Source organism: Mycolicibacterium wolinskyi str. Jessa 2025 (genome assembly GCF_049241375.1).
GTDB classification, from domain to species: Bacteria; Actinomycetota; Actinomycetes; order Mycobacteriales; family Mycobacteriaceae; genus Mycobacterium; species Mycobacterium wolinskyi.
This window is the reverse complement of sequence record NZ_CP185960.1, coordinates 4642899-4661953: the sequence shown is the minus strand read 5'-3', so window position 1 is coordinate 4661953 and position 19055 is coordinate 4642899. Positions and strand designations below refer to the sequence as shown.

The following is a 19055-nucleotide window of genomic DNA, read 5'->3' as shown; positions in this document are numbered from 1 at the left end:
CCAACCGGGTCTACCTCGCGGCTTAACCTTCCACCGTCCGCGCCGCTTCATCTCGGATTTGATTGCTTCATGCAGCACGTCTCGTGGCTGCATTCGCTCCATGGCGACCTTTAGCCTAGCTAGTTCGGCGCGTGACAATCGTGGTCGTTGATTTTTCATTTCTGCATACAAGTGTCGCACAGTTTGACAGTTTTTGAAATGGGGCTATTTACCCCTGTTGACAACAGCATTATGTTGCCGCATTTTATTAACAGAATATGCCAGCTCGATCATTACTCACCAAAGTTTCCATCAAAGCCGACAGGTCGGGTAATGCTCCAAGTGAGATTGAACTGCTCCGCACTGGAACCTGGCATACACCTTGGCACGGTGACTTTGAAATCACGCTTGCCGACCTGCACGAGTTTGCGGCCAACTTCGCTAAGGGCGTTGGCTTGGTCGAAGCCGACAAGAAGGCTCCGATCAACTACGCCCATGAGTCATGGGACAAGGCTGCGGCATGGGTGCCAAAGGTCCGTGTCGATGAAGATCGAGAAGCATTGGTCGCCTACGACATTGAGTGGACCGACGCTGCTATCACTGCGCTCAAAGCTGGTGAGTGGCGTTATATTTCGCCGGAATTCAACCCTCGCGGCTTCCCATGGGAAGACCCAGAGGCTGAGTTTGAGTTCGTCGACAACGTCCTGACTGGCGCTGCCCTGACGAATATCCCACTGTTCAAGAAACTGAAACCGATCATGGCGTCCCGTGTGCCCTCTAAACCAAAGAAGGCAGACGTGACGTCAGGAGACGGCAATAAACCTAATCGAGAAGGAGACAAGATGAATCTCGAAGACATTCGAAAGAAGCAAGTTGCGGATCTCACGGACGAAGAAAAGACGTTCCTGGGTGAGCACAAAGACGAGCTGACCGATGACGAACGCACAGCGTTTGGCTTGGTCGAAGCTCCTGCTGAGCCGGAGACACCGGAGACTCCCGAAACACCGGAAGAGCCTGAGACCCCAGCGGAACCAACCAAGGTGCAAGCCAGTGCAGTCACAGGCGTCCAGATCAGCCAGGACGAACTAGACAAGCTGCGCGCCGACGCTGAAGCCGGTCGCCAAGCGAAAGCTGAACTGGAACAGAAGAAAGCCGAAGACATCATCGGCGGCGCAATCAAAGCGGGCCAGATCAAGAGCGGTGACAAAGAGAAATGGGTCAAACAGTTGCTCGCATCTCGCGGTGAGAGCCGTACGGCGCTGGAGAACCTGATCAGCACCCTGCCGAAGAACGAAGAGCTCGGTAAAGAGCTTGGTGACAAGGGCCAGGACGTGAAGGTCGAAGCTTCTGTCGAACTTGACAAACGTGTTCGCAAGATCCAAGCGGACGCCCGCGCTGAAGGCAAGCAAATTGCTTACTCAGCCGCTCGCGCCCAGGTGCTGGACGCAGACGCAAACCTTAAAAGCCAACTCGCAGAGGAGGAACAGTAAATGACAGCAATCCAACCAGGCGAACGCTACAGCGCTCCTGCGGGAGCAGATCTGTCGGCGAAGCGCTACCACATCGTCAAACTTGATTCGAGCGGCAACGTTGTCCTCGCATCGGCAGCGACAGACCCAATCCTGGGCGTACTCGACAACACGCCAAAGCTCGGCCAGACAGCAGATGTTGTGCTGCTCAACGGTGTCGGCACGTTCAAGGTGAAGTCGGCCAACTCAGGCATCTCGAAGGACGCGTATATCACGTCTGACGCCAACGGCCAGGCCGTCGCAACCACGACATCAGGCAACCGCGTCATCGGTCGCGCCGTACGCACCACGACTGCCAACGAGGTCGTCGAGTACATCAAACATAACGAGAAATACTAGAAAGTAGAGACAACTGAATATGGCCAACTCACCTATCTATCTCGATCCAGCGCTGACGAACGTCGCCAACGCATGGGTCAACTCGCAGGATAGCTTCATCGCTGACAAGCTGTTTCCTGTTGTGCCAGTTAGCAAACCAACGTTCAAGGTTCCTGAATACGGTAAAGAGAACCTGGAACTGATCGGCAACACGACACGTACCGGTCTGTCGAAAGCCAAGAGCGTCAGCTACACCCGTACATACAAAGACGGCAAGCCACTGGCTGAGCACGCGTTGTCCGGTGAAGTCACGAAAGATGACTACGAACTGACCGACGATCCGTTCAACCCAGAAAGCGACACAACCGAATTCATCTTGGAGCGCATGGCTCTCTACGATGAGAAGAACCTGGCTGACTATGTCACCAATCTGAGCAACGTACCTGGTACGGCTCTTGTCGGCGCGGCTCGCTGGAGCAACCCAGATGCGGACCCGCTCAACGACATCCGTCTTGCACTCGCGAACTTCCCATTCCGCAAACCGAACACCATCGCACTGAGCCTTGACAGCTTCCTACAGTTCGTCAGCCACCCTGCGGTAGTCGACAAGTTCAAATGGGCAGTCGGCGGCGCGGTTGGTCTCGACCAGCTGAAGCAACTGCTCGGCGGTTTCGGCATCACTAACGTCCTGATCGGCCAGGCGAACGCGAACCTCGCAGCAGAAGGCTTGACCGCGGACATCAACGAAGTCTGGGGCAGCGACGTGGTTCTCGCCTACGTCACACCAAAGCCAGGCCGCAAAGAGATCAACGGCGGTTACAAGTTCTCACTGGAGAATGGTCGCCAGGTCACCAAAGACCAGAAACATAACCCTTCGTACACCGAGATCGTGGTTACCGACTACTACAACTACGAACTGTTGCTGCCAGAAGCCTTCTACACCTTCACAGACGCGTTTGCGGACTGGGAATAGGAGGTCCACATGGCACGTAATGAAATCGGATTCAAAGGTGCAGTCCTGAAGGGCGCGAAGATCGACGGCGCAGCGAACATCTCAACGAAGACGGTCACGGTGAACGCCAGCTCTACGTCTGGCACCGCGACCGTCACGGCCGGCTCGGTGGTCCTCGGGATCTACCCAGCCGGTAACCAGGATCAGTTCGTCGACAACGTAGCGATTGCTACCACGACGCTCACGGTCACCCTGGCCGCTGCCGCGACAGCCAACAATGTTTTTCACGTAACGGTGCTCGAACCGTAAGGAGGTAAGTGATGGGAGTGAAAGTAAAACTGACCGCAGGCGTCAAGCACGAAGGCAACTGGTACAAACCAGGCGATGTCTTCGAAGGTGATCAGAAGACAGTTGACTATCTGATAAAGACTGGCGCCGCCCGCGATCCCAAGGCGGATGCCGAGAAGGTAGTGGTCGACACAAGCGAAGCAGATGCCAAGGCAGCGGAGATCATCGCCGCTGCTGAAGATGAGGCAGAGAAGATCGCAGCCAAAGCCAAAGAAGACGCCGAAGCAGTCGTTGCGCAGGCTGAAGCTGAGGCAGATCGCATCGTCAAAGAGGCTCAGGACACCGCCAAGAAGGCTCCAGAGTCAAAGACGACCACACAGTCGAAGTAGACGACAGAATCCACCACACGCGACGAGACGGCCTGAACGGGCCGTCTTTTGTTTGTGATTACTCCGCGCTGGTATGGCTGGCGGTGCCAGAATATTGCTGATGTGACAGTCCGGCCATGTCTACGCGAAGGGACTCAGGCTTATGATCGATAACCCCTACGACGCTCTGAAAGACGGTTTACAGCATGCGTCGATGACTGTCGATTCATACTCCGATATAAATCCATCGATCGTGTACGACGATATACGTGTTATGCAGTCTGTCAACACTGCGTTCGAACAGATGCTTACTGCTGAGGCGCCATTCGTCGTTATCCGATTCGCTGTCGAGTTTGTTGCTCTAAGCGAAATCAAGAGGATCCAAAATGATATGCCACCGCTAACGGAGAGCGACGTTAGCGAGATTGTGCAAGACTTTTGGAGAAAAGTTCTGGAATGGATAATCGGTGACTGATTCCCGTACGGTCGACGCATGGCTGTCGGCATTTGAGAGGCGCGACAAAAAATGCGTCTATATCGGTGGTGCTGTGGCAGCCCTCCTGGTAGCAGGTGGCCTTGCTGACAAGCTGTTTGGAGCCACATCACCTCTATTTCGTGCCTGGTTCATAACTTCCGCTATATTGTCCGGCGTGCTTATTGGTCTTTGTAAGATCGTTTTCGAGCAGACGGCTACCAACCTTGCGAAAAAGAAGGCAGACAACATCGTTAGTGGTAGCGACCAACTGCCAAAGGACTCTGACAAGCTTGGATACCCTTCGTATTACGGTCCATTTTTGTTCGGCAGTGGAATTTTTGTTCTCATCGTGTCCGCGAGCATACTAATCGCGGCTGCGTTCTTTGCGGCGTATGCGCCTCAGGAGCCGGACAAGTGCATCATTCAGTTTGATCATAAAAGCCATTCCATTGTTTGCCGTCCAGGTGACTAACTCGATTTATTGTCGTATTTATGGTTCGCTTGAAGTGAATGCTCATCACCACCCCCAAGCAAGCCGAACTCAACGCCGCTGAAGTTCTGCGGTCCTGGGGCTACGTGGATGCAGTCTCGCCAATGCACGGAGCGGACGGGGGCATTGATGTCCGCTCTAGCCAGGCCCTCGCACAGGTGAAGTTCCGCAGCGTTAAAGCAGGTCGGCCTGAGATCCAAAACCTCTGGGGCGCGGCAGCGGGGGAGATGCCAAAGGCGTTGTTGTTCTTCGACTTCAAGGGCTACTCACCCCAAGCCGTCGAGTACGCGAATCAGATGGGAATCAGTCTGTACGTCTACGACCAGACCGGCAAGGTGACGCCGGTTAACGACGCGGCTCGTCGGCTGATGACCGTGTCGACCGGCGCTAAGATCCTTGCCCTGGTGATGAGCCAGCAATTCAGATGGATCGGGACGGTCGTCGTCGGCGTGGTCCTGGCGCTCGTACTCATCGGCCTTGCCCTACCGGGAACCGGGTGGAACCGGATGCGGTAGCACTGCGTCTAACCGGGTATGGAAGAAGATTCGTTTGACCGGATGCTGCGCGACACGTTCGATTTGATTCGGTGGGATCAAGAGTTGCAGGAGGCCGGTATCGACTGGCCAGAGCAAGGCTGAGTATTCCAAAACAGTTGGCACTGTGATTAATTGGAGGTAGATAACTAAACAAGGAACTGCGCCTCATGTCAGCCGACATCATCATCGAACCGGAGAACGTCAACATCAAGATCCCTCGGGTGACGGAGGGACAGGGACGATGAGTAAGTACATCCCTGACGGCGTTCTTGACGACATGTTGGAGGTCATCTCGCAGTCCTGCACCCGCATCACGATCTGTTCGACCCAGCCAACGACGTATACGGAGGCGAACGCAACCTACGCACTGGCCAACGTGACAGTTGACAGCAGCGATTTCACGGCTGCGAACGGTGATACGAGTGGTCGGAAGATCACCGTCGCACAGCAGACCGGTTTAACCATCACTGCTACCGACACCGCGGCGCACATCGCTTTGCTCGACGTATCGAATAGCACGCTATTGGCTGTCACGACCTGTACGAGTCAACCTGTCACGACCGGAAACACGGCTACCATCAACAGTTTTGACATTGAACTCTCGGATGTCGCTTAGTCGGTAGGGGACTTCCCCTATGGAGAACTTCGGCAAGACATCCAACGGCGGCAGTGTCAACACCGTCACCGGACCGCGCATCTTTGTCTCGCGGCACATGGCTCCGAGCAACGGCATCGTCAAGACCATGAGTATCCGCCAGTGGCTGTCGGGCGCGGGCAGCAAGACCATCCGTGGGGTGATCTATTCGGATTCCTCGAACGCTCCCGACACGCTATTGGCTGTCACCGATGATGCAGTCCTCACGGCTACAGCCGAGACCCTGACGATCCTCGATTTCACCTCGTCAAATCAGATCTCGATTACCTCGGGCACGTACTACTGGATCGGGACTCACTTCGATGCGGGTAGTCCGAACGTGCTGATCTCGCGCGATAACGTCGCGAACAGCACCCGGTTGAGTTCAACCACGATCGCCATTAGCTCGACGCCCAGTACGTTCACCAGCACTCTGACGGCCGGTCCGCATGATTTCTATGTCACCTACAGCGAACCTGTGACTGTGGATCCTGAAGACCTCGGCCTGAGCACGAGCGCTGATGCGACGACCATCGAGGTGGATCACTCTGCGGTCGAGTTTTCACCCGCAGATCTGGCAGTTGCGTTGTCGGCAGATGGAAGCACCGTCAGCCAGGTTTATGAGATTGACCCGCTTGACATCACATCTACTCCAACGCTGGACGATGGAGCAGTTGAACAGATCCACCATGTATCACCGGACGACTTGGGCGCCACGGTCTCCGAAGACAGCACGGTCATCGCACAGATCCACGCTCTCACCGCTGTTGACGCAACCTTGTCGCTTACCGGGGGATCGGCAATCATCAGCCAATCGCACCTACTGGCAGCAGATGATCTGGCACTCACCCTGGCAGAAGACGGAACATCAATCAGCCAGGTTCATCAGGTGACGCCGGCTCATTTGGAATTCGGGATGTTTGCAGACAGCACGACGGCGCAAGAGTCAGGGTTCATGTTGACAGCACACGGCCTGGCGATCGGTCCGGTCATCGACACGGCGACTATCGGCCAGATCCACCTGTTTGCTTCAACTGACCTCGGTATTGGAGTAACGGCGGATCTGATCACACTCGAGCAGAACCATCAGATGGATAGTCAGGACGTGACGGTGGTATCGTCTGCGGACGAAATATCGGTCACGCAGACGCATGAAATCTCGGCGGACGCACTGTTGTTCGGTGTGTCGGTGGACGGTTCGACCGTCGAGATCGGTGTCATCCCAATCGCTCCGTCTGATTTGCGCGTAGGCACCGCGATGGATAGCACCGCGATTGCCCAGGCGCACGACCTCGCCGCCGCAGACATCCGGTTATCGATGGCTACGGATAGCGTGGCAATCGGCCAATCCCAAGTCATGTCGACCGCCGATTTGACATTCTCAACCCAGATCGATGATGGCAGCGTGGTTATCGACCATCATTTTGCCCCTGCTGAGTTGATGGTTGGTCTGGCTACAGATAGCAGTGTCCTTGGCCAACACCACTGGCTCGCGACTGACGACGTAAGTATCACGTCTCGGGTCGATTTCGTTATTGTGCTTGGACCGGGCAAGACGCACAGTATTCCGACAGTCTTAACCACGCACCGTTCGACGCAAGCTTTGTCCGCAGTGGGCGCGACGGCATTGGTGTCAGATAAGCGTGTGCAGACCCTTGGCGGTCATGCTGCATCAACTCTGAAATCGACTGTTGCAGTGGGGGTATTGGGTCGCCAGCGCGGTTCATCGGTATTGACCAACAGCACGCGTCAAACGATACTAAGAGCCAGAAGGAAATAACCTGCGTGCCAACAACTCTCGCTATCGAATCATTCAACGAAATCAACATCCGCGAACGGTCCACCCTTAGCATTGGCGCGGCAGCAGACGCTACCGAGCTGAAGTTCGAAAGCACCCAAGGTTTCCAAGCTGGCGACCTGATCTATGTCGGGCAACTCAGCCGCGAAGGCTGTGAGAAGGCCGCGATTGCGTCCGTCGACGACGCAACGACCGTGACACTGGATTCAGCACTTACCTTGCCTCACGGGCGCTTTGAAGCGGTTTCAAGCGTGGTTGGGAACAAGATCCGCATCTACCGAGCGCCGAATGTGGACGGCAGCGTGCCAGCCAATGAGAACTTCACTGTCCTGGTTGACCGTGAGATCGATCCCGACCAGCAGACGACCTACTACACCGACAGCTCAGGCGATTCGAATTATTGGTACCGCTACACCTACTACAACCCGGTTACTGAGGACGAGACGTCACTTGACGATTCGCAGCCCGTGCGGGGCGAGAGCAATGATCAGAACCTGTGGATGAGCCTCGGTGAGGGGGCGTGAAAGTGGGCGCACCTTCCCGAGGATGATCTGAATATCCGAAGGTCCGATCATGAGCCGGCGTTGGCGCGCTGGTTCGGGAAGGTACGCCCATGCTCACCGTAGTTCACGATGCCATCGAGGCCAACGAAAGCACTGGCGGTGCTGGTCGGTCGTTGTTGGACGAGATCGTCCGCGACGGCGCCCGTCAGATGCTGGCCGCCGCGTTGAAGGCTGAGGTCGCCGCCTACGTGGCCCAGTTCGCCGATCAGCTCGATGAGAAGGGGCATCGGCTGGTGGTCCGCAACGGCTATCACCAGGCCCGCGAGGTGCTGACGGCAGCCGGGGCAGTTGAGGTGAAAGCACCGCGAGTCAACGACAAACGCGTCGACCCCGACACCGGTGAGCGGAAACGGTTTTCCTCGGCGATCCTGCCGGCCTGGGCACGCAAGTCACCGCAGATGAGCGAAGTGCTGCCGCTGCTGTACCTGCACGGGCTGTCCACCAGCGACTTCACCCCCGCTCTGGAGCAGTTCCTGGGCTCGGGTGCCGGGCTCTCGGCCACCACGATCACCCGGCTGACCAGCCAGTGGCAGGACGAGGCCCGCGCGTTCGCCGCCCGGGACCTGTCGGGCACCGATTACGTCTACCTGTGGGTCGACGGCATCCACCTCAAGGTCCGCCTGGACCAGGAAAAGCTGTGTCTGCTGGTGATGCTCGGCGTGCGCGCGGACGGCCGCAAAGAGCTCGTGGCGATCACCGACGGCTACCGGGAATCGACCGAGTCGTGGGCTGATCTGCTGCGCGACTGTAAACGACGCGGCATGACCGCACCCGTGCTCGCCGTCGGCGATGGCGCACTCGGCTTCTGGAAAGCGGTACGCGAGGTGTTCCCGGCCACCAAAGAACAGCGGTGCTGGTTTCATAAGCAAGCCAATGTGCTTGCCGCCCTGCCGAAATCAGCGCACGCGTCGGCGTTGTCGGCGCTCAAGGAGATCTACAACGCCGAGGATATCGACAAGGCCCAGGTCGCGGTCAAGGCCTTCACGGTCGACTTCGGGGCCAAGTACCCCAAGGCGGTCGCCAAGATCACCGACGATCTGGACACCCTACTGGAGTTCTACCACTATCCCGCCGAGCACTGGATCCACCTACGCACGACAAATCCGATCGAAAGCACCTTTGCCACAGTACGTTTGAGAACCAAGGTCACCAAGGGGCCGGGATCACGTGCGGCTGGTCTGGCCATGGCCTACAAGCTCATCGACGCCGCCGCGGCCCGCTGGCGTGCCGTCAACGCACCACACCTGGTCGCCCTGGTCCGCGCCGGCGCGGTCTTCCACAAGGGCAAACTGCTCGAACGCCCCACCGAAATCACCCCACCGACACCGCCCTCAGACGGCGATCAGCAAGCCGGAACGGAGGTCGCCTGAAACACGCCGATCCACAGGTATTGACAATTCCTCGCGGGGCGACGACTTCGGCCACTACGCGAGTCTGTCTGAGATCCGCAAAGAGGCTGGCTTCGACAACGCGCATAACTTGAACGACACCACTATCGACCAGCAGCGCCGCGCGGCTGAGTCCGAGATCAACACCGCACTGGCGAGTCGGTACACCACGCCGTTCAGCCCTGTACCCGAGATCATCCATACCCTGACCATCCAACTGGCCGCCGGCCTTTTGCTTCAGAACGCGTACCGCGGCACCGACCGCGGCAAGGACAAGCTGAAGGCCGCGCGCGATCTGATCTATGCGCTTCAGATGGGGGACCAGACGATCACTGACGACGATGGTCAAGTCATCACGAGTGGCGAAGGAATTTCGTTCTGGCCTGACGAGGATGCGCCACGGGCGTTTCATATGGGGGACAGATTCTAGCTATGGCTGACAGTCTCGACATGCGACTGGAAGTCAAAGGCGACAAAGAGATCGTAAAGATGCTGACCGGCGTCGGGCTCGATGTGAAAGACCTCAAGGGCGCGATGACCGATGTAGGTAACCACGCCAAGAAGTACTTCAGTGGTCAGGTGTTCGCTTCGCGTGGTGGAGTGCTCGGTCAAACCTGGCCGCGCCTGAGCCCTGCCTACGCCGCACAGAAGGCGAAGCGTTATCCAGGTAGGCCAGTGTTGGTGCGAACTGGCGTGATGCAGCGCAGCTTTGTATCGACACCGTCGAACATGAGCGTCACGATCAGCAACGATGACCCGAAGTTCAAGTACCACCAGTCATCGGCGGCTCGAAAGAAGATCCCGCGTCGCGTCATGATCGGCGTCTACAACGGCATGCAGTCTGATGTCACGAACATCATCGCCAGGGCACTGACGAAGAAGATCCAATCGAGGGCGGGCTGATGTATCAACAGCCCATCGACAAACTGATCGAGTTCCTCCGCGAAGAGTTCGGCAGCCAGTTCAAGGCGTACTACAACGGCGATCCTGACGTGATCCCTGACTTCAACCTACCGTGCGTGAGCGTGGTGAAGAACAGTGACCAGATTGCCAACGGCCCAACCGGATTGCAGCGCGTCACCGAAGAGCTACAGGTGAAGATCATCTACAACAAGGCAGATGACTGGACAGCTGAGACTGACGAGGTCGACCTGACTGAGAAGAAGATCCGTGACATCGTCGAGGCGCGCGACCCTGAGACCGGCAATTATCTACCCCAGACGCTGAAACATGCGCTCCTGACACGGTTTACTGCGTCGGGTCTTGAGTTGAATCAGGCGATGACGTTTGAACTTGGGGTTCTTCCGCGCTCGGAGGAACTGGTGACTCAGGAGGGGCATCTGACGCTGACGGTGACGTATCTGGTGCAGAATCCGCGGCAAGTGTAGGTCTCTTTGTGGTCCAGCCCCGGGTCTGCCTTGCTTCCGCGGCTTGTTCAGGTGTCTCAGCCCACCAGCCGACTATGGGCGTTTGCGGTTGCGGTGTCGTTTGATAGTCCGTGTACAGCGTCTGATAGGCCTGCATCAGTGGATGGTCCTCTTCAGCCTTCGAGATGATGGGATTGAGGCCGAGTCGAATCCGCCATCGGTTGAAGATGATTGACCCGTACAAGAAGATGCCCACCACGTACGTACGGGCCTGTTCGTTGGATATAGCGACCTGGTTTCCAAGCGAGAAGCCAAGTTGGCTCGTGACTTTGAGGAACTTCTCGTCGGCGACACCGGCCTTGTGCGCCCAAACATGCCGGATCTGCCGGGACTCATGGATCGCATCTTTTATCGGGTCTGGTACGGCTGCACTGAGCTGGACAGCCTTCAGGATGGCTTCGAACCTCGCGACTCCATCGCGCGCCTCTGACTTGTCCTTGATGGCTTTGTAGACACGCATCGTCTTATCGTCGCCTTCGGCCAGCAGGTCGCTGATCGGGACTTTTATGTCTTTGATTCTCTCCTCATCGAGTATGTCAGGCTCCGTCTTGAGTATCGCCACGACAAAATCGTCAAAGAACGCTTCAAATGCACCCCAAGCGCCCACCAGATATAGAGCATGGATGAACGCGTCATGTCTCGATCTGTCGATCGGCTCTTTCTTGAAGACGTTAATGATGCCAAACATTGCTGCCCTGCTGAGATCTGCTTGATTCATTATGGCTTTGAGATCATCCATGTACCGAAGAAAGCTCAGTACCGATTTGCCTACCGGCGTGGCGAAGAACTCCTGGTCATTCATGCAGCACAGTATCTCACAAGCTACCGACACCCATAATCCTATTGACGAAACACGCGGCCTGTTCGATATTAGAAGTAATGACAACCTATCGCTACAAAAACACAACCGACCAAGACCTCACTATCGTAGGTGTCGGTGTCGTGGAGGCTGGCAAGGTTATCGAGTCGGATACGCCAGTCGATAACCCGAATCTTGAACCTGTGAGCGATAAGACGAAAAAACTAAACAAGGAAGATGGTGATGTCGAGTGAACTTAGTTCAAACCAAGGCTATTTTGCGTTAAAACGGGAGGTCACCGAAGGTACTGCCGTCATCCCCGACGTGTATGTGCCGATCTATGAGGAGTCGCTGAAAACTGCGATGAATCCTGAGACGGCTACCAGCGTGTTCGGCAATAAGTTCGCTCGTCTTCAGGTCACGCCAGGTATCCGTTCGCACGGCGGCGACGTGACGATCATGGCAGAACCAAACAGCACAATGCGCCTGTTCGACATGCTGCTGACGAGGGGATCGGTGTCTGGTGGTGGTCCATACACCTGGCCGTTCACCGCGAGCTTCACCAAGCCAGCCAGCTACACCGTCGACATCTCAAGCGGCAATCAGGTGTTCCGCTACATCGGCGTTCAGGCCAGCGAGATCAGTCCTGAGTTCACGGACAACGAAGCCCGCTGGAAGGTGAAGGTAGCCGCTCTCAAGTCATTCCTCGGCGCGGAGATCGCGAGCATTGCCAGCGATACCGTGACGCTGAAAACCCCAACGAACTATCCAGCACCGGCTACCGGCCTTGTGGCTGGCGACATCATGGCCATCGTCAAGGCATCTGACAACAGTCGTCAGAACGTGACGGTTGATGAAGTCACTGCGACCACGGTCAAATTCACGACCACGCCAACAGGTGTCACAGCAGGGGACATGCTGATCCTGCGACCTGCTGCGCCAAGCCTCAACGTCCTCATGCCGTTTCTGTGGTCTCGTACTGAGTTCCGTTATGGTGCAACGGCTGCGGCTGCCCTGAGCGCGACTCATACGCCGCTCGAAGATGGCAGTGAGTTCACGATCACCCATGGTTTCGAAGACGACGCGGGCGCGAAGTCGAGCGGTTCGTTCGATCCATCACGCCTCGTCCGCGCCAAGACTGTCGACTACACGTTCAAAGCGAAGAAGTTCTTCTACAACCCTGACGAGATCCGCAACTTCAACTCCCTGACCAAGCAAGCCGTCGTGGTCCGCATGTTCAGTGAGACCGGATACGAATGCCGGATCACGATGAACAACCTGACCATCACTGCCGGCGGTGACAAGCCGCTGATCAAGGACCAAGAGTCCGAGTACTACGAGCTTGAATACACCCCTGTTTACGACCAGTCAGACGGCCAGGGCATCAAGGTCGAGGTCATCAACAACATTGCTTCATAGGAGGAACGGTGAATGCCATCATTTGCGAAGTCGGATATACAAGAATTTGAGTTGCCATCGAGCACACCAGAAGACAAAGCGTTAGTCAGCTTGGATCTCACGGTCTACGGAGGTCAGGCGGAGGACATCTTTGATTCTGCGGGTCAGTTGAAGAGGCCAGTCTCGTCGATCTTGGCAGGTGCTATCAAGTCATGGAACTTCGTTGACGATGCGGGCAACCCCGCTCCGATCACCTCCGATAATGTGCGTCGTCTCTCCCCAGAGGACTTCAACTTCATGTCTGAGAAGATATTGCCGAAGCTAAACGTCGTCGCCACAGCTCAGGTGAAACCTGCCGAAAAAAAAGCTTGATCGTCGCGCTGAGCGCCGCGCACGACGGTAAGGATTCCAACCAGGCGCTGTCGATTCAATACTTGATGTACAAATGGCGTCGGATCATGCACGTCTCTCCGCGAGAGGCCGCGCAGACACCTATTGACGTAATCTTGCGAGACCTTGAATATATAGGTATAGAGCGCACGATAAGCGCTGCGAAAGCCAAAAGCCAGTAATGCCAACCCTATCCAACAATGAACTCACTCTTACTATCCGCGCAATAGACGAGGCGACGGCAACTCTCAAGAAGGTCCGCGACAACGTCGATGGGGTCAGTGACTCAAGTGAGCGCAATACCGGCATCATTGCCAAGCTCAGGGCAAACTGGGCACCAATCGCGGCGGTCACGGCCGCTGCTGGTGTCGCCTTCAGCGGAACCATGCAAGCGATGGACACCACCATCACAGCTGCGAACAATCTCCAGGGTGCATTGACTGGACTATCCTCCGTCGCACGGGCGTTCGGAGCTGATCAGAACCGAGCTAATCAAGCGGCGCGGGATCTGGCCAAGGATGGCTTGATGTCTGTCACGGAGGCCGCGACGGGGCTCAAGAACCTGTTGGCATCGAAATTCAGTCTCGACCAAGCGATCACTTTGATGGAGCGTTTCAAGGACAGCGCGGCATTCAACAGACAAGCATCACTCGGGTTCGGACAGGCCGTCGCGAGCGCCACGGAAGGTATTAAGAACCAGAACAGCATCCTGGTCGACAACGCGGGCGTGACGAAGAACCTGTCGGTAATCCTTACCGAGGCCGGCTATAGCCAAATGGATCTACAGAAGGTCACAACTGATGCAGGTGTGCGACAAGCCCTTTACAACGGCATTCTCAAGGAGACTAACGCGCAAGTTGGAGACGCGGCGAAGCTCGCAAACCTGTACGCAGGAGAGCAGTCCAAGGTGGGCGCTGCCACTCTTACCCTCCAGCAGAATATTGGTACGGCTATACAGAGTGCACTGTTGCCGCTCATGAAGGCTGTCACGCCAATCATCACTGCCGTGTCGAATTGGGTCCAGCAGAATCAGAAGCTCGCCGCTGCCATAGCAATTGGCGTCACTCTATTTCTCGGCCTCGCCGCTGCGGTTGGCGCGGTTGCGGGCATCATCGCCCTCGTCGGTTCGACAGCAGCCGTAGTGTTCGGCGGTGTTATCGCACTCATCGCCGCGATAGCTGCCGCTGTCATCGTCTACTGGGAGCCGATTACTGGATTCATCAGCGGGGTCTTCTCAACCATCGGTGACATCATCTCGAACGTCTTCAACTGGATCGGTGACCGCGTAACCTGGCTCAAGGATCACTTTTGGGAAGCCATTGGTTTCATCATTGGCTTCTTTGCAACATTGCCAATCAAGTTGCCTGTACTCGTGATTCAGGCGTTTGTGGCGATCATCAACTGGCTTGCCAGCATCAACTGGGGACAGGTCTTCGCAGCAATCGGCAATGCGTTTGTCGGTGCGATGAACTGGGTCAAGGATGCTGCGGTCAACGCCTGGAACTTCATCAAGTCCATCAACTGGGGTGACGTACTCGCAGGTATCGGTAAAAGCATCGGCAACGCCATCATCGGCCTCATAGAAGGCGCTATCAACGGTGCCCTGTCCGGTTTGCCTGGCTCGCCGAAGGTCAAGTTCCCTCGCTTCGCACGTGGAACCAACTACGCCCCAGGCGGTCTCGCACTCGTCGGTGAAGAGGGTCCAGAGCTGGTCAACTTGCCACGTGGGTCTCAGGTCAAAACGGCGGCTGAAACGCGACAGGCGTTGTCTCAAGCGGGATCAGGGGCACAACTTCAGGTCACACAGCACATCTACAACCAGATGGACTACGACAAGTCGTTTGCCGAACTGGGCTTCATGTTGAGGGCTGCGAGATGAAAGAGTTCTCCATCGGCGATTTCCAACTGATGACCGGTGGCAACGTGGTGCCTGGCTTCCTGTTGCAGACACCCATCAAGGGGCTAGAGAGCCCGAAGCATAGAACGACGAGTTATCCCCGCCCAGGTCGCGACGGCGTCACCGTATCGGCAAAGTTTCTCGACGGTCGGCTGATCGAGCTGGTCGGGATGATCCTCGCAGAGGTGGGGGAGTCATACGCGGACTACGAGTTCAGACGCCAGGCTTTCATCGCCGCGACTATGAACCAACGCGATCCCAACGGCAACCCGCGACCAATACGGGTCAGCTTCACCACGCTCGCCGGCAAAAGCTACTACTGCGACGCATACTTCAACGAGCCCATCATGCCGCTCGAGAACCCGGTGAGCACTTCGTTCATGGTGACCGCGGTCGGCAATCTGATCTACGGCCAGGATGCGGTTTCGTCAGGCAACATCAGTCGCCCCGTCGGTGGTGGCTTGATCATCCCGTTCACGATTCCTGCGGTGTCGTCAGCTTCGACAGGTGGAACGATGATCCTGACGAACAACGGCACGACGACGGCCTTTCCGACGATCGATGCCGATGGAAACGGCGGGATCATCCTGACGGGTCCGCTCACCAACCCTGTTCTCTCTAACCAGACGACTGGCAAGTTCATCCAGCTCAACCACACACTTCAGAGCGGCGATTACATCCAGATCGACATGGAGAACCAGCTGATCCTGTTGAACGGTTCGTCATCGCTCATCAGCACGAAGACAACCACTTCGGACTGGTGGGGACTAGAGCCAGGACCAAACAGCATCAGCATCGACACGTCGAGTGGTGCGGATACTGGCTACGTCACGATCAACTTCAACCCGGCGTTCATAGGGGTCTAGCGGTATGAAGTGGTCGTCAAAGTACAGCATCGAGTTCTGGGACAAACATGGCAATCAGCTCGCTGATTACAGCGGGCGTGCCTACAACCGCCGGATTATGAAGAGCCGCAACCAACCTGACGAAATCCGATTCAGCCTGGACCTGAACGAATTCGAGGACTACTGCGAGCGATCAAAAGTCGATCCGCAAACCATCTTGATCGCAGGCAGCACCGAGGTTCGTGTCCGAAGACTTGGTACCTATCTATCGGGTGGGCAGTTGGTCTACTGCGAGCCGGTCATTGATGACAACAATCAACGGATTGACTGCATCGCCTACGGCTTCCTGTGGTTGTTCAATAAGCGACGGACGGGCGAGTCCCCGGCTGGTCAGGTACTGGAAGTCCACACTGCCGACTATGGAACGGCAAAGAGCCGCAAGGATTTGGCGTGGTATCTGATCAGTGCAAGTCAGGCACTGACGAACGGCGACTTTGGCATCACTCGTGGTCTCACTGGTGGATCGGACACTCTCTACGACAAGCAGTACAGTCTCACGAATATCAAGGACGCTCTGCAAGCGATGACCGAGCTGGAGACCGATCCGATCGACATTGAGTTCACGTATGACAAGGTCTTCAACACGTACGATGTGATCGGTTCTGACCGACCCGACATCGTCTTCGAATGGCCGTACAACATCCTCACGTTCAATGCGCCGGATGATGCGACCGACCTCTCCAATGAGGTACGCGGGATGGGCGAGGGAGCCAACGACGGCACACAGGTCTTCCGCTTCGCCGAGGACATCCCGTCTCAGACTGACTATCAATTGCGTCAAGAAACGTTGCAAACTAACGGAACTAATGACAGCGATGGCGGTATCACCGATGCAGCCGAGGCCTATAAGAACGCCAAGAGCCGGCCACTCCGCGTGCCGCGATTCACCGTGGATGGAAATAAGCCTCCCTATGTGACGGACTATCAGATCGGTGATCGGGTCACGGTGAAGGTGAACAACCATCCGTTCGTGGGTTACGTCAATGGCACCTACCGCATAGAGAAGTGGTCGCTCGATATTGATGACAACGACACAGAGGTGGTGACGCCGGAGGTAACGCGATGGGCATGAACCAGGCAGAAGATCGACCCGAGTCAGCGCTGGTAGCAGAACTTCGCCGCCTGCGACGTGAGTTCGACGAGTATCGCAGCAAGCCGCAGCAGATCGGCAACGGCTCAATCAACTACGCGGTCTTCACCGAGTTCAACGCGGGTCCGTTCACCGTGCCATCGGGCTTGACCGCGAACTATGCCCTCACCTTCGCGCCGATCTCCTTGCCGTTCTATTACGACGGCAAGGAGGCGATCAACAAGGCGACACTGGAGAGTCTGCGCTGGAGTGTCAAGGTAGATGTGAACGACTACGACCATGCCGTCCCTTACGGCGCAGCGCTTGTCGGGCCAGAGCGCAGTCCGATTACCAACCAACGGATTGACTACTACAACTCGGGCATGAGCGACACGAACGGTCAGATGTACGTGATCATGCAGATCACCAACAACGACACGGTAACGCACACTTACTGGATCACTGGCAGCATGCTCATCCCTCGACCAGCATTAAAACCACAATAGGAGAGACCATGGATCAGATTGAAAGAAGAATTCTCATCACTGAAGGCGGACAACAGATTCCGGTCGAGACCGGCGCGGGCATGATCTCGACATTCTTTTTTTCCGATGACCAGGTCAAAGAAGAGGTGAAACTCGATGTCACCGAAGCCGAATTCGAGAAGATCAAAAAACAGGCCCTGACAAATAAAATCCCTGCTGCTATATTGAGGAGTAAGAAAGCTAAATAAATATTGTATGGCCCGATTCGTAAGTTTCCTCAATCCCTCCCTCGTCGACCAAGAAGGTCTGCATAAATATCTCACTCGCCTGTTCGGGCCAGGTGTAGCGACGGCGTTCAATGCCAACGGGTGGAAGGTCACTCAGCGCGGAGCCGGTGCGAATATGTCGGTCGACATCGCGGTTGGGGACGGGCTACTGGCTCGTCCTAGTGGTGATTACGGATTTTGGGGCTGGACGACAGCTACTGAGAACGTGGCAGTGACGGCGGCGAACCCAACCAACCCGCGCATCGACACGGTTGTCGCCTGGGTTGATACCTCCGTCACGACGACTGGTAGCGCCAACTCCCCGAACGCGTTGAAGTTTCAGATCATGGCTGGCACGCCTGGGGGATCACCAGTGGCGATGCCTGATGTGACGATTCAGTCGACATTGGGAGCAGCGGTTGCGTGGATCAAGCTGGCGACGATCAACGTGGCAGCTGGATCTACGAGCGTGGTGAACGCGAATATCTCGGATGTGCGGACCGGTATCACTGGACTGGTGAATTCTGCTGTGGCCGATGGCTCGATCACCACTGCGAAGCTTGCGGCCACATCGGTGACATCGGCGAAGGTCGATTTCAGTACTGGTATCTGGTGGGAAGAGATCGGCAGGACGACGCTTACAACATCGGCATCGACTATCTCTCTTACCTCATTACCTGCACGAAAGTATTTGAAATTGAAGCTTATTGCGCTAAATGCAGGAGGCACAATCGCACCCGGTATCCGATTCAACAACGACTCGGCGGGAAGCTATGCGGTGAACAGGTTCATAAATGGTAGTCAGTCCACACTCGGTAATATATCAAATATCGATATGAACATCGGGGGCGCAACAGCCGAGATGCATACCATTGATTTAGATATATTTAATGTTGCTGGAGCAGAAAAGCTATGTATAGGTCATGCTATGCGGCCAAACGGTACTGGATCGGCTGTTGTACCTATCCTTGAGATAACTGGAAAATGGTATACAACTACAGGGCAGATCACGCGTATCGATGCCGTACTACCTACAGGCACAGGGCTATATGCGGCAGGTTCGGAGCTAATACTGTTGGGGCATAACTAATGGACACTCTA

Annotated in this window: 23 protein-coding genes; 22 read left to right on the top strand and 1 reads right to left on the bottom strand. The window is 56.1% G+C overall.

From position 1 onward, the window contains the following. Window positions 1-257 precede the first annotated feature (257 nt). From ACOI2T_RS23000 to ACOI2T_RS22940, 13 genes are all read left to right on the top strand, one after another. Window positions 258-1469: a phage protease gene (locus ACOI2T_RS23000; RefSeq protein WP_409506460.1), complete on the top strand. Its 1212-nt coding sequence runs from the start codon at window positions 258-260 to the stop codon at window positions 1467-1469. Then, window positions 1470-1847, top strand: coding sequence for a capsid cement protein (locus tag ACOI2T_RS22995; protein ID WP_409506459.1), 378 nt, complete (start codon window positions 1470-1472; stop codon window positions 1845-1847). 19 nt (window positions 1848-1866) lie between these two features. Further along, complete coding sequence (locus ACOI2T_RS22990; protein ID WP_409506458.1) at window positions 1867-2799, top strand: hypothetical protein; 933 nt, start codon at window positions 1867-1869, stop codon at window positions 2797-2799. Between the two features lie 9 nt (window positions 2800-2808). After that, window positions 2809-3087: a hypothetical protein gene (locus ACOI2T_RS22985; RefSeq protein WP_409506457.1), complete on the top strand. Its 279-nt coding sequence runs from the start codon at window positions 2809-2811 to the stop codon at window positions 3085-3087. Between the two features lie 11 nt (window positions 3088-3098). After that, window positions 3099-3455, top strand: a complete 357-nt coding sequence (locus ACOI2T_RS22980; RefSeq protein WP_409506456.1) for a DUF7210 family protein — start codon at window positions 3099-3101, stop codon at window positions 3453-3455. Window positions 3456-3901: 446 nt separating this feature from the next. After that, on the top strand, window positions 3902-4381 hold the full coding sequence (locus ACOI2T_RS22975) for a hypothetical protein (RefSeq protein WP_409506455.1): 480 nt from the start codon (window positions 3902-3904) through the stop codon (window positions 4379-4381). Between the two features lie 38 nt (window positions 4382-4419). Next, complete coding sequence (locus ACOI2T_RS22970) at window positions 4420-4914, top strand: restriction endonuclease (RefSeq protein ID WP_409506454.1); 495 nt, start codon at window positions 4420-4422, stop codon at window positions 4912-4914. 262 nt (window positions 4915-5176) lie between these two features. After that, window positions 5177-5551: a hypothetical protein gene (locus ACOI2T_RS22965; RefSeq protein ID WP_069427966.1), complete on the top strand. Its 375-nt coding sequence runs from the start codon at window positions 5177-5179 to the stop codon at window positions 5549-5551. 19 nt (window positions 5552-5570) lie between these two features. Beyond that, window positions 5571-7349 carry a hypothetical protein gene (locus ACOI2T_RS22960; protein ID WP_409506453.1) on the top strand — a complete coding sequence of 593 codons (1779 nt, stop codon included), beginning with the start codon at window positions 5571-5573 and terminating at the stop codon, window positions 7347-7349. A gap of 5 nt (window positions 7350-7354) precedes the next feature. Next, entirely contained in the window at window positions 7355-7891 is a 537-nt protein-coding gene (locus ACOI2T_RS22955; RefSeq protein WP_409506452.1) for a hypothetical protein, read from the top strand. 89 nt (window positions 7892-7980) lie between these two features. Further along, on the top strand, window positions 7981-9300 hold the full coding sequence (locus ACOI2T_RS22950; protein WP_064961518.1) for an IS256 family transposase: 1320 nt from the start codon (window positions 7981-7983) through the stop codon (window positions 9298-9300). 109 nt (window positions 9301-9409) lie between these two features. Further along, on the top strand, window positions 9410-9748 hold the full coding sequence (locus tag ACOI2T_RS22945) for a phage protein Gp36 family protein (protein ID WP_409503702.1): 339 nt from the start codon (window positions 9410-9412) through the stop codon (window positions 9746-9748). A 2-nt stretch (window positions 9749-9750) separates the two neighbouring features. Continuing rightward, the gene (locus ACOI2T_RS22940; RefSeq protein WP_409503683.1) at window positions 9751-10221 is read left to right on the top strand and encodes a hypothetical protein; all 471 of its coding nucleotides are present in this window, start codon (window positions 9751-9753) and stop codon (window positions 10219-10221) included. Window positions 10222-10566: 345 nt separating this feature from the next. Here ACOI2T_RS22940 and ACOI2T_RS22935 read toward each other — a convergent pair whose 3' ends face one another. Continuing rightward, a complete protein-coding gene (locus ACOI2T_RS22935; RefSeq protein ID WP_409503682.1) occupies window positions 10567-11547 on the bottom strand; it encodes a hypothetical protein in 981 nt (326 codons plus the stop codon). Between the two features lie 77 nt (window positions 11548-11624). On the opposite strand from ACOI2T_RS22935, the gene ACOI2T_RS22930 reads away from it, so the two are divergent. From ACOI2T_RS22930 to ACOI2T_RS22890, 9 genes are all read left to right on the top strand, one after another. Further along, on the top strand, window positions 11625-11798 hold the full coding sequence (locus ACOI2T_RS22930) for a hypothetical protein (RefSeq protein ID WP_165618244.1): 174 nt from the start codon (window positions 11625-11627) through the stop codon (window positions 11796-11798). Continuing rightward, a complete protein-coding gene (locus tag ACOI2T_RS22925; RefSeq protein ID WP_409503681.1) occupies window positions 11788-12963 on the top strand; it encodes a phage tail tube protein in 1176 nt (391 codons plus the stop codon). The genes ACOI2T_RS22930 and ACOI2T_RS22925 overlap by 11 nt, the downstream gene beginning before the upstream one ends. A gap of 12 nt (window positions 12964-12975) precedes the next feature. Continuing rightward, window positions 12976-13314, top strand: a complete 339-nt coding sequence (locus ACOI2T_RS22920) for a hypothetical protein (RefSeq protein ID WP_409503680.1) — start codon at window positions 12976-12978, stop codon at window positions 13312-13314. A 199-nt stretch (window positions 13315-13513) separates the two neighbouring features. After that, window positions 13514-15211, top strand: a complete 1698-nt coding sequence (locus ACOI2T_RS22915) for a phage tail tape measure protein (protein WP_409503679.1) — start codon at window positions 13514-13516, stop codon at window positions 15209-15211. Then, entirely contained in the window at window positions 15208-16095 is an 888-nt protein-coding gene (locus ACOI2T_RS22910) for a phage distal tail protein (RefSeq protein WP_409503678.1), read from the top strand. The genes ACOI2T_RS22915 and ACOI2T_RS22910 overlap by 4 nt, the downstream gene beginning before the upstream one ends. 4 nt (window positions 16096-16099) lie before the next feature. Continuing rightward, window positions 16100-17206, top strand: a complete 1107-nt coding sequence (locus ACOI2T_RS22905; protein WP_409503677.1) for a hypothetical protein — start codon at window positions 16100-16102, stop codon at window positions 17204-17206. Further along, window positions 17197-17709: a hypothetical protein gene (locus ACOI2T_RS22900; protein WP_409503676.1), complete on the top strand. Its 513-nt coding sequence runs from the start codon at window positions 17197-17199 to the stop codon at window positions 17707-17709. Before ACOI2T_RS22905 ends, ACOI2T_RS22900 begins: the two co-directional genes overlap by 10 nt. 8 nt (window positions 17710-17717) lie before the next feature. Beyond that, entirely contained in the window at window positions 17718-17936 is a 219-nt protein-coding gene (locus ACOI2T_RS22895; RefSeq protein WP_409503675.1) for a hypothetical protein, read from the top strand. Between the two features lie 7 nt (window positions 17937-17943). Further along, window positions 17944-19044, top strand: coding sequence for a hypothetical protein (locus ACOI2T_RS22890; RefSeq protein ID WP_409503674.1), 1101 nt, complete (start codon window positions 17944-17946; stop codon window positions 19042-19044). The last annotated feature ends 11 nt before the right edge of the window (window positions 19045-19055 follow it).

Bases quoted from the DNA above. Each gene is read 5' to 3' on its own strand.
- ACOI2T_RS23000 (WP_409506460.1), top strand. From the start codon at position 258: ATGCCAGCTCGATCATTACTCACCAAAGTTTCCATCAAAGCCGACAGG.
- ACOI2T_RS22995 (WP_409506459.1), top strand. From the start codon at position 1,470: ATGACAGCAATCCAACCAGGCGAACGCTACAGCGCTCCTGCGGGAGCA.
- ACOI2T_RS22990 (WP_409506458.1), top strand. From the start codon at position 1,867: ATGGCCAACTCACCTATCTATCTCGATCCAGCGCTGACGAACGTCGCC.
- ACOI2T_RS22985 (WP_409506457.1), top strand. From the start codon at position 2,809: ATGGCACGTAATGAAATCGGATTCAAAGGTGCAGTCCTGAAGGGCGCG.
- ACOI2T_RS22980 (WP_409506456.1), top strand. From the start codon at position 3,099: ATGGGAGTGAAAGTAAAACTGACCGCAGGCGTCAAGCACGAAGGCAAC.
- ACOI2T_RS22970 (WP_409506454.1), top strand. From the start codon at position 4,420: ATGCTCATCACCACCCCCAAGCAAGCCGAACTCAACGCCGCTGAAGTT.
- ACOI2T_RS22965 (WP_069427966.1), top strand. From the start codon at position 5,177: ATGAGTAAGTACATCCCTGACGGCGTTCTTGACGACATGTTGGAGGTC.
- ACOI2T_RS22960 (WP_409506453.1), top strand. From the start codon at position 5,571: ATGGAGAACTTCGGCAAGACATCCAACGGCGGCAGTGTCAACACCGTC.
- ACOI2T_RS22950 (WP_064961518.1), top strand. From the start codon at position 7,981: ATGCTCACCGTAGTTCACGATGCCATCGAGGCCAACGAAAGCACTGGC.
- ACOI2T_RS22940 (WP_409503683.1), top strand. From the start codon at position 9,751: ATGGCTGACAGTCTCGACATGCGACTGGAAGTCAAAGGCGACAAAGAG.
- ACOI2T_RS22935 (WP_409503682.1), bottom strand. From the start codon at position 11,547: ATGAATGACCAGGAGTTCTTCGCCACGCCGGTAGGCAAATCGGTACTG.
- ACOI2T_RS22930 (WP_165618244.1), top strand. From the start codon at position 11,625: ATGACAACCTATCGCTACAAAAACACAACCGACCAAGACCTCACTATC.
- ACOI2T_RS22925 (WP_409503681.1), top strand. From the start codon at position 11,788: ATGTCGAGTGAACTTAGTTCAAACCAAGGCTATTTTGCGTTAAAACGG.
- ACOI2T_RS22920 (WP_409503680.1), top strand. From the start codon at position 12,976: ATGCCATCATTTGCGAAGTCGGATATACAAGAATTTGAGTTGCCATCG.
- ACOI2T_RS22915 (WP_409503679.1), top strand. From the start codon at position 13,514: ATGCCAACCCTATCCAACAATGAACTCACTCTTACTATCCGCGCAATA.
- ACOI2T_RS22910 (WP_409503678.1), top strand. From the start codon at position 15,208: ATGAAAGAGTTCTCCATCGGCGATTTCCAACTGATGACCGGTGGCAAC.
- ACOI2T_RS22905 (WP_409503677.1), top strand. From the start codon at position 16,100: ATGAAGTGGTCGTCAAAGTACAGCATCGAGTTCTGGGACAAACATGGC.
- ACOI2T_RS22900 (WP_409503676.1), top strand. From the start codon at position 17,197: ATGGGCATGAACCAGGCAGAAGATCGACCCGAGTCAGCGCTGGTAGCA.
- ACOI2T_RS22895 (WP_409503675.1), top strand. From the start codon at position 17,718: ATGGATCAGATTGAAAGAAGAATTCTCATCACTGAAGGCGGACAACAG.
- ACOI2T_RS22890 (WP_409503674.1), top strand. From the start codon at position 17,944: ATGGCCCGATTCGTAAGTTTCCTCAATCCCTCCCTCGTCGACCAAGAA.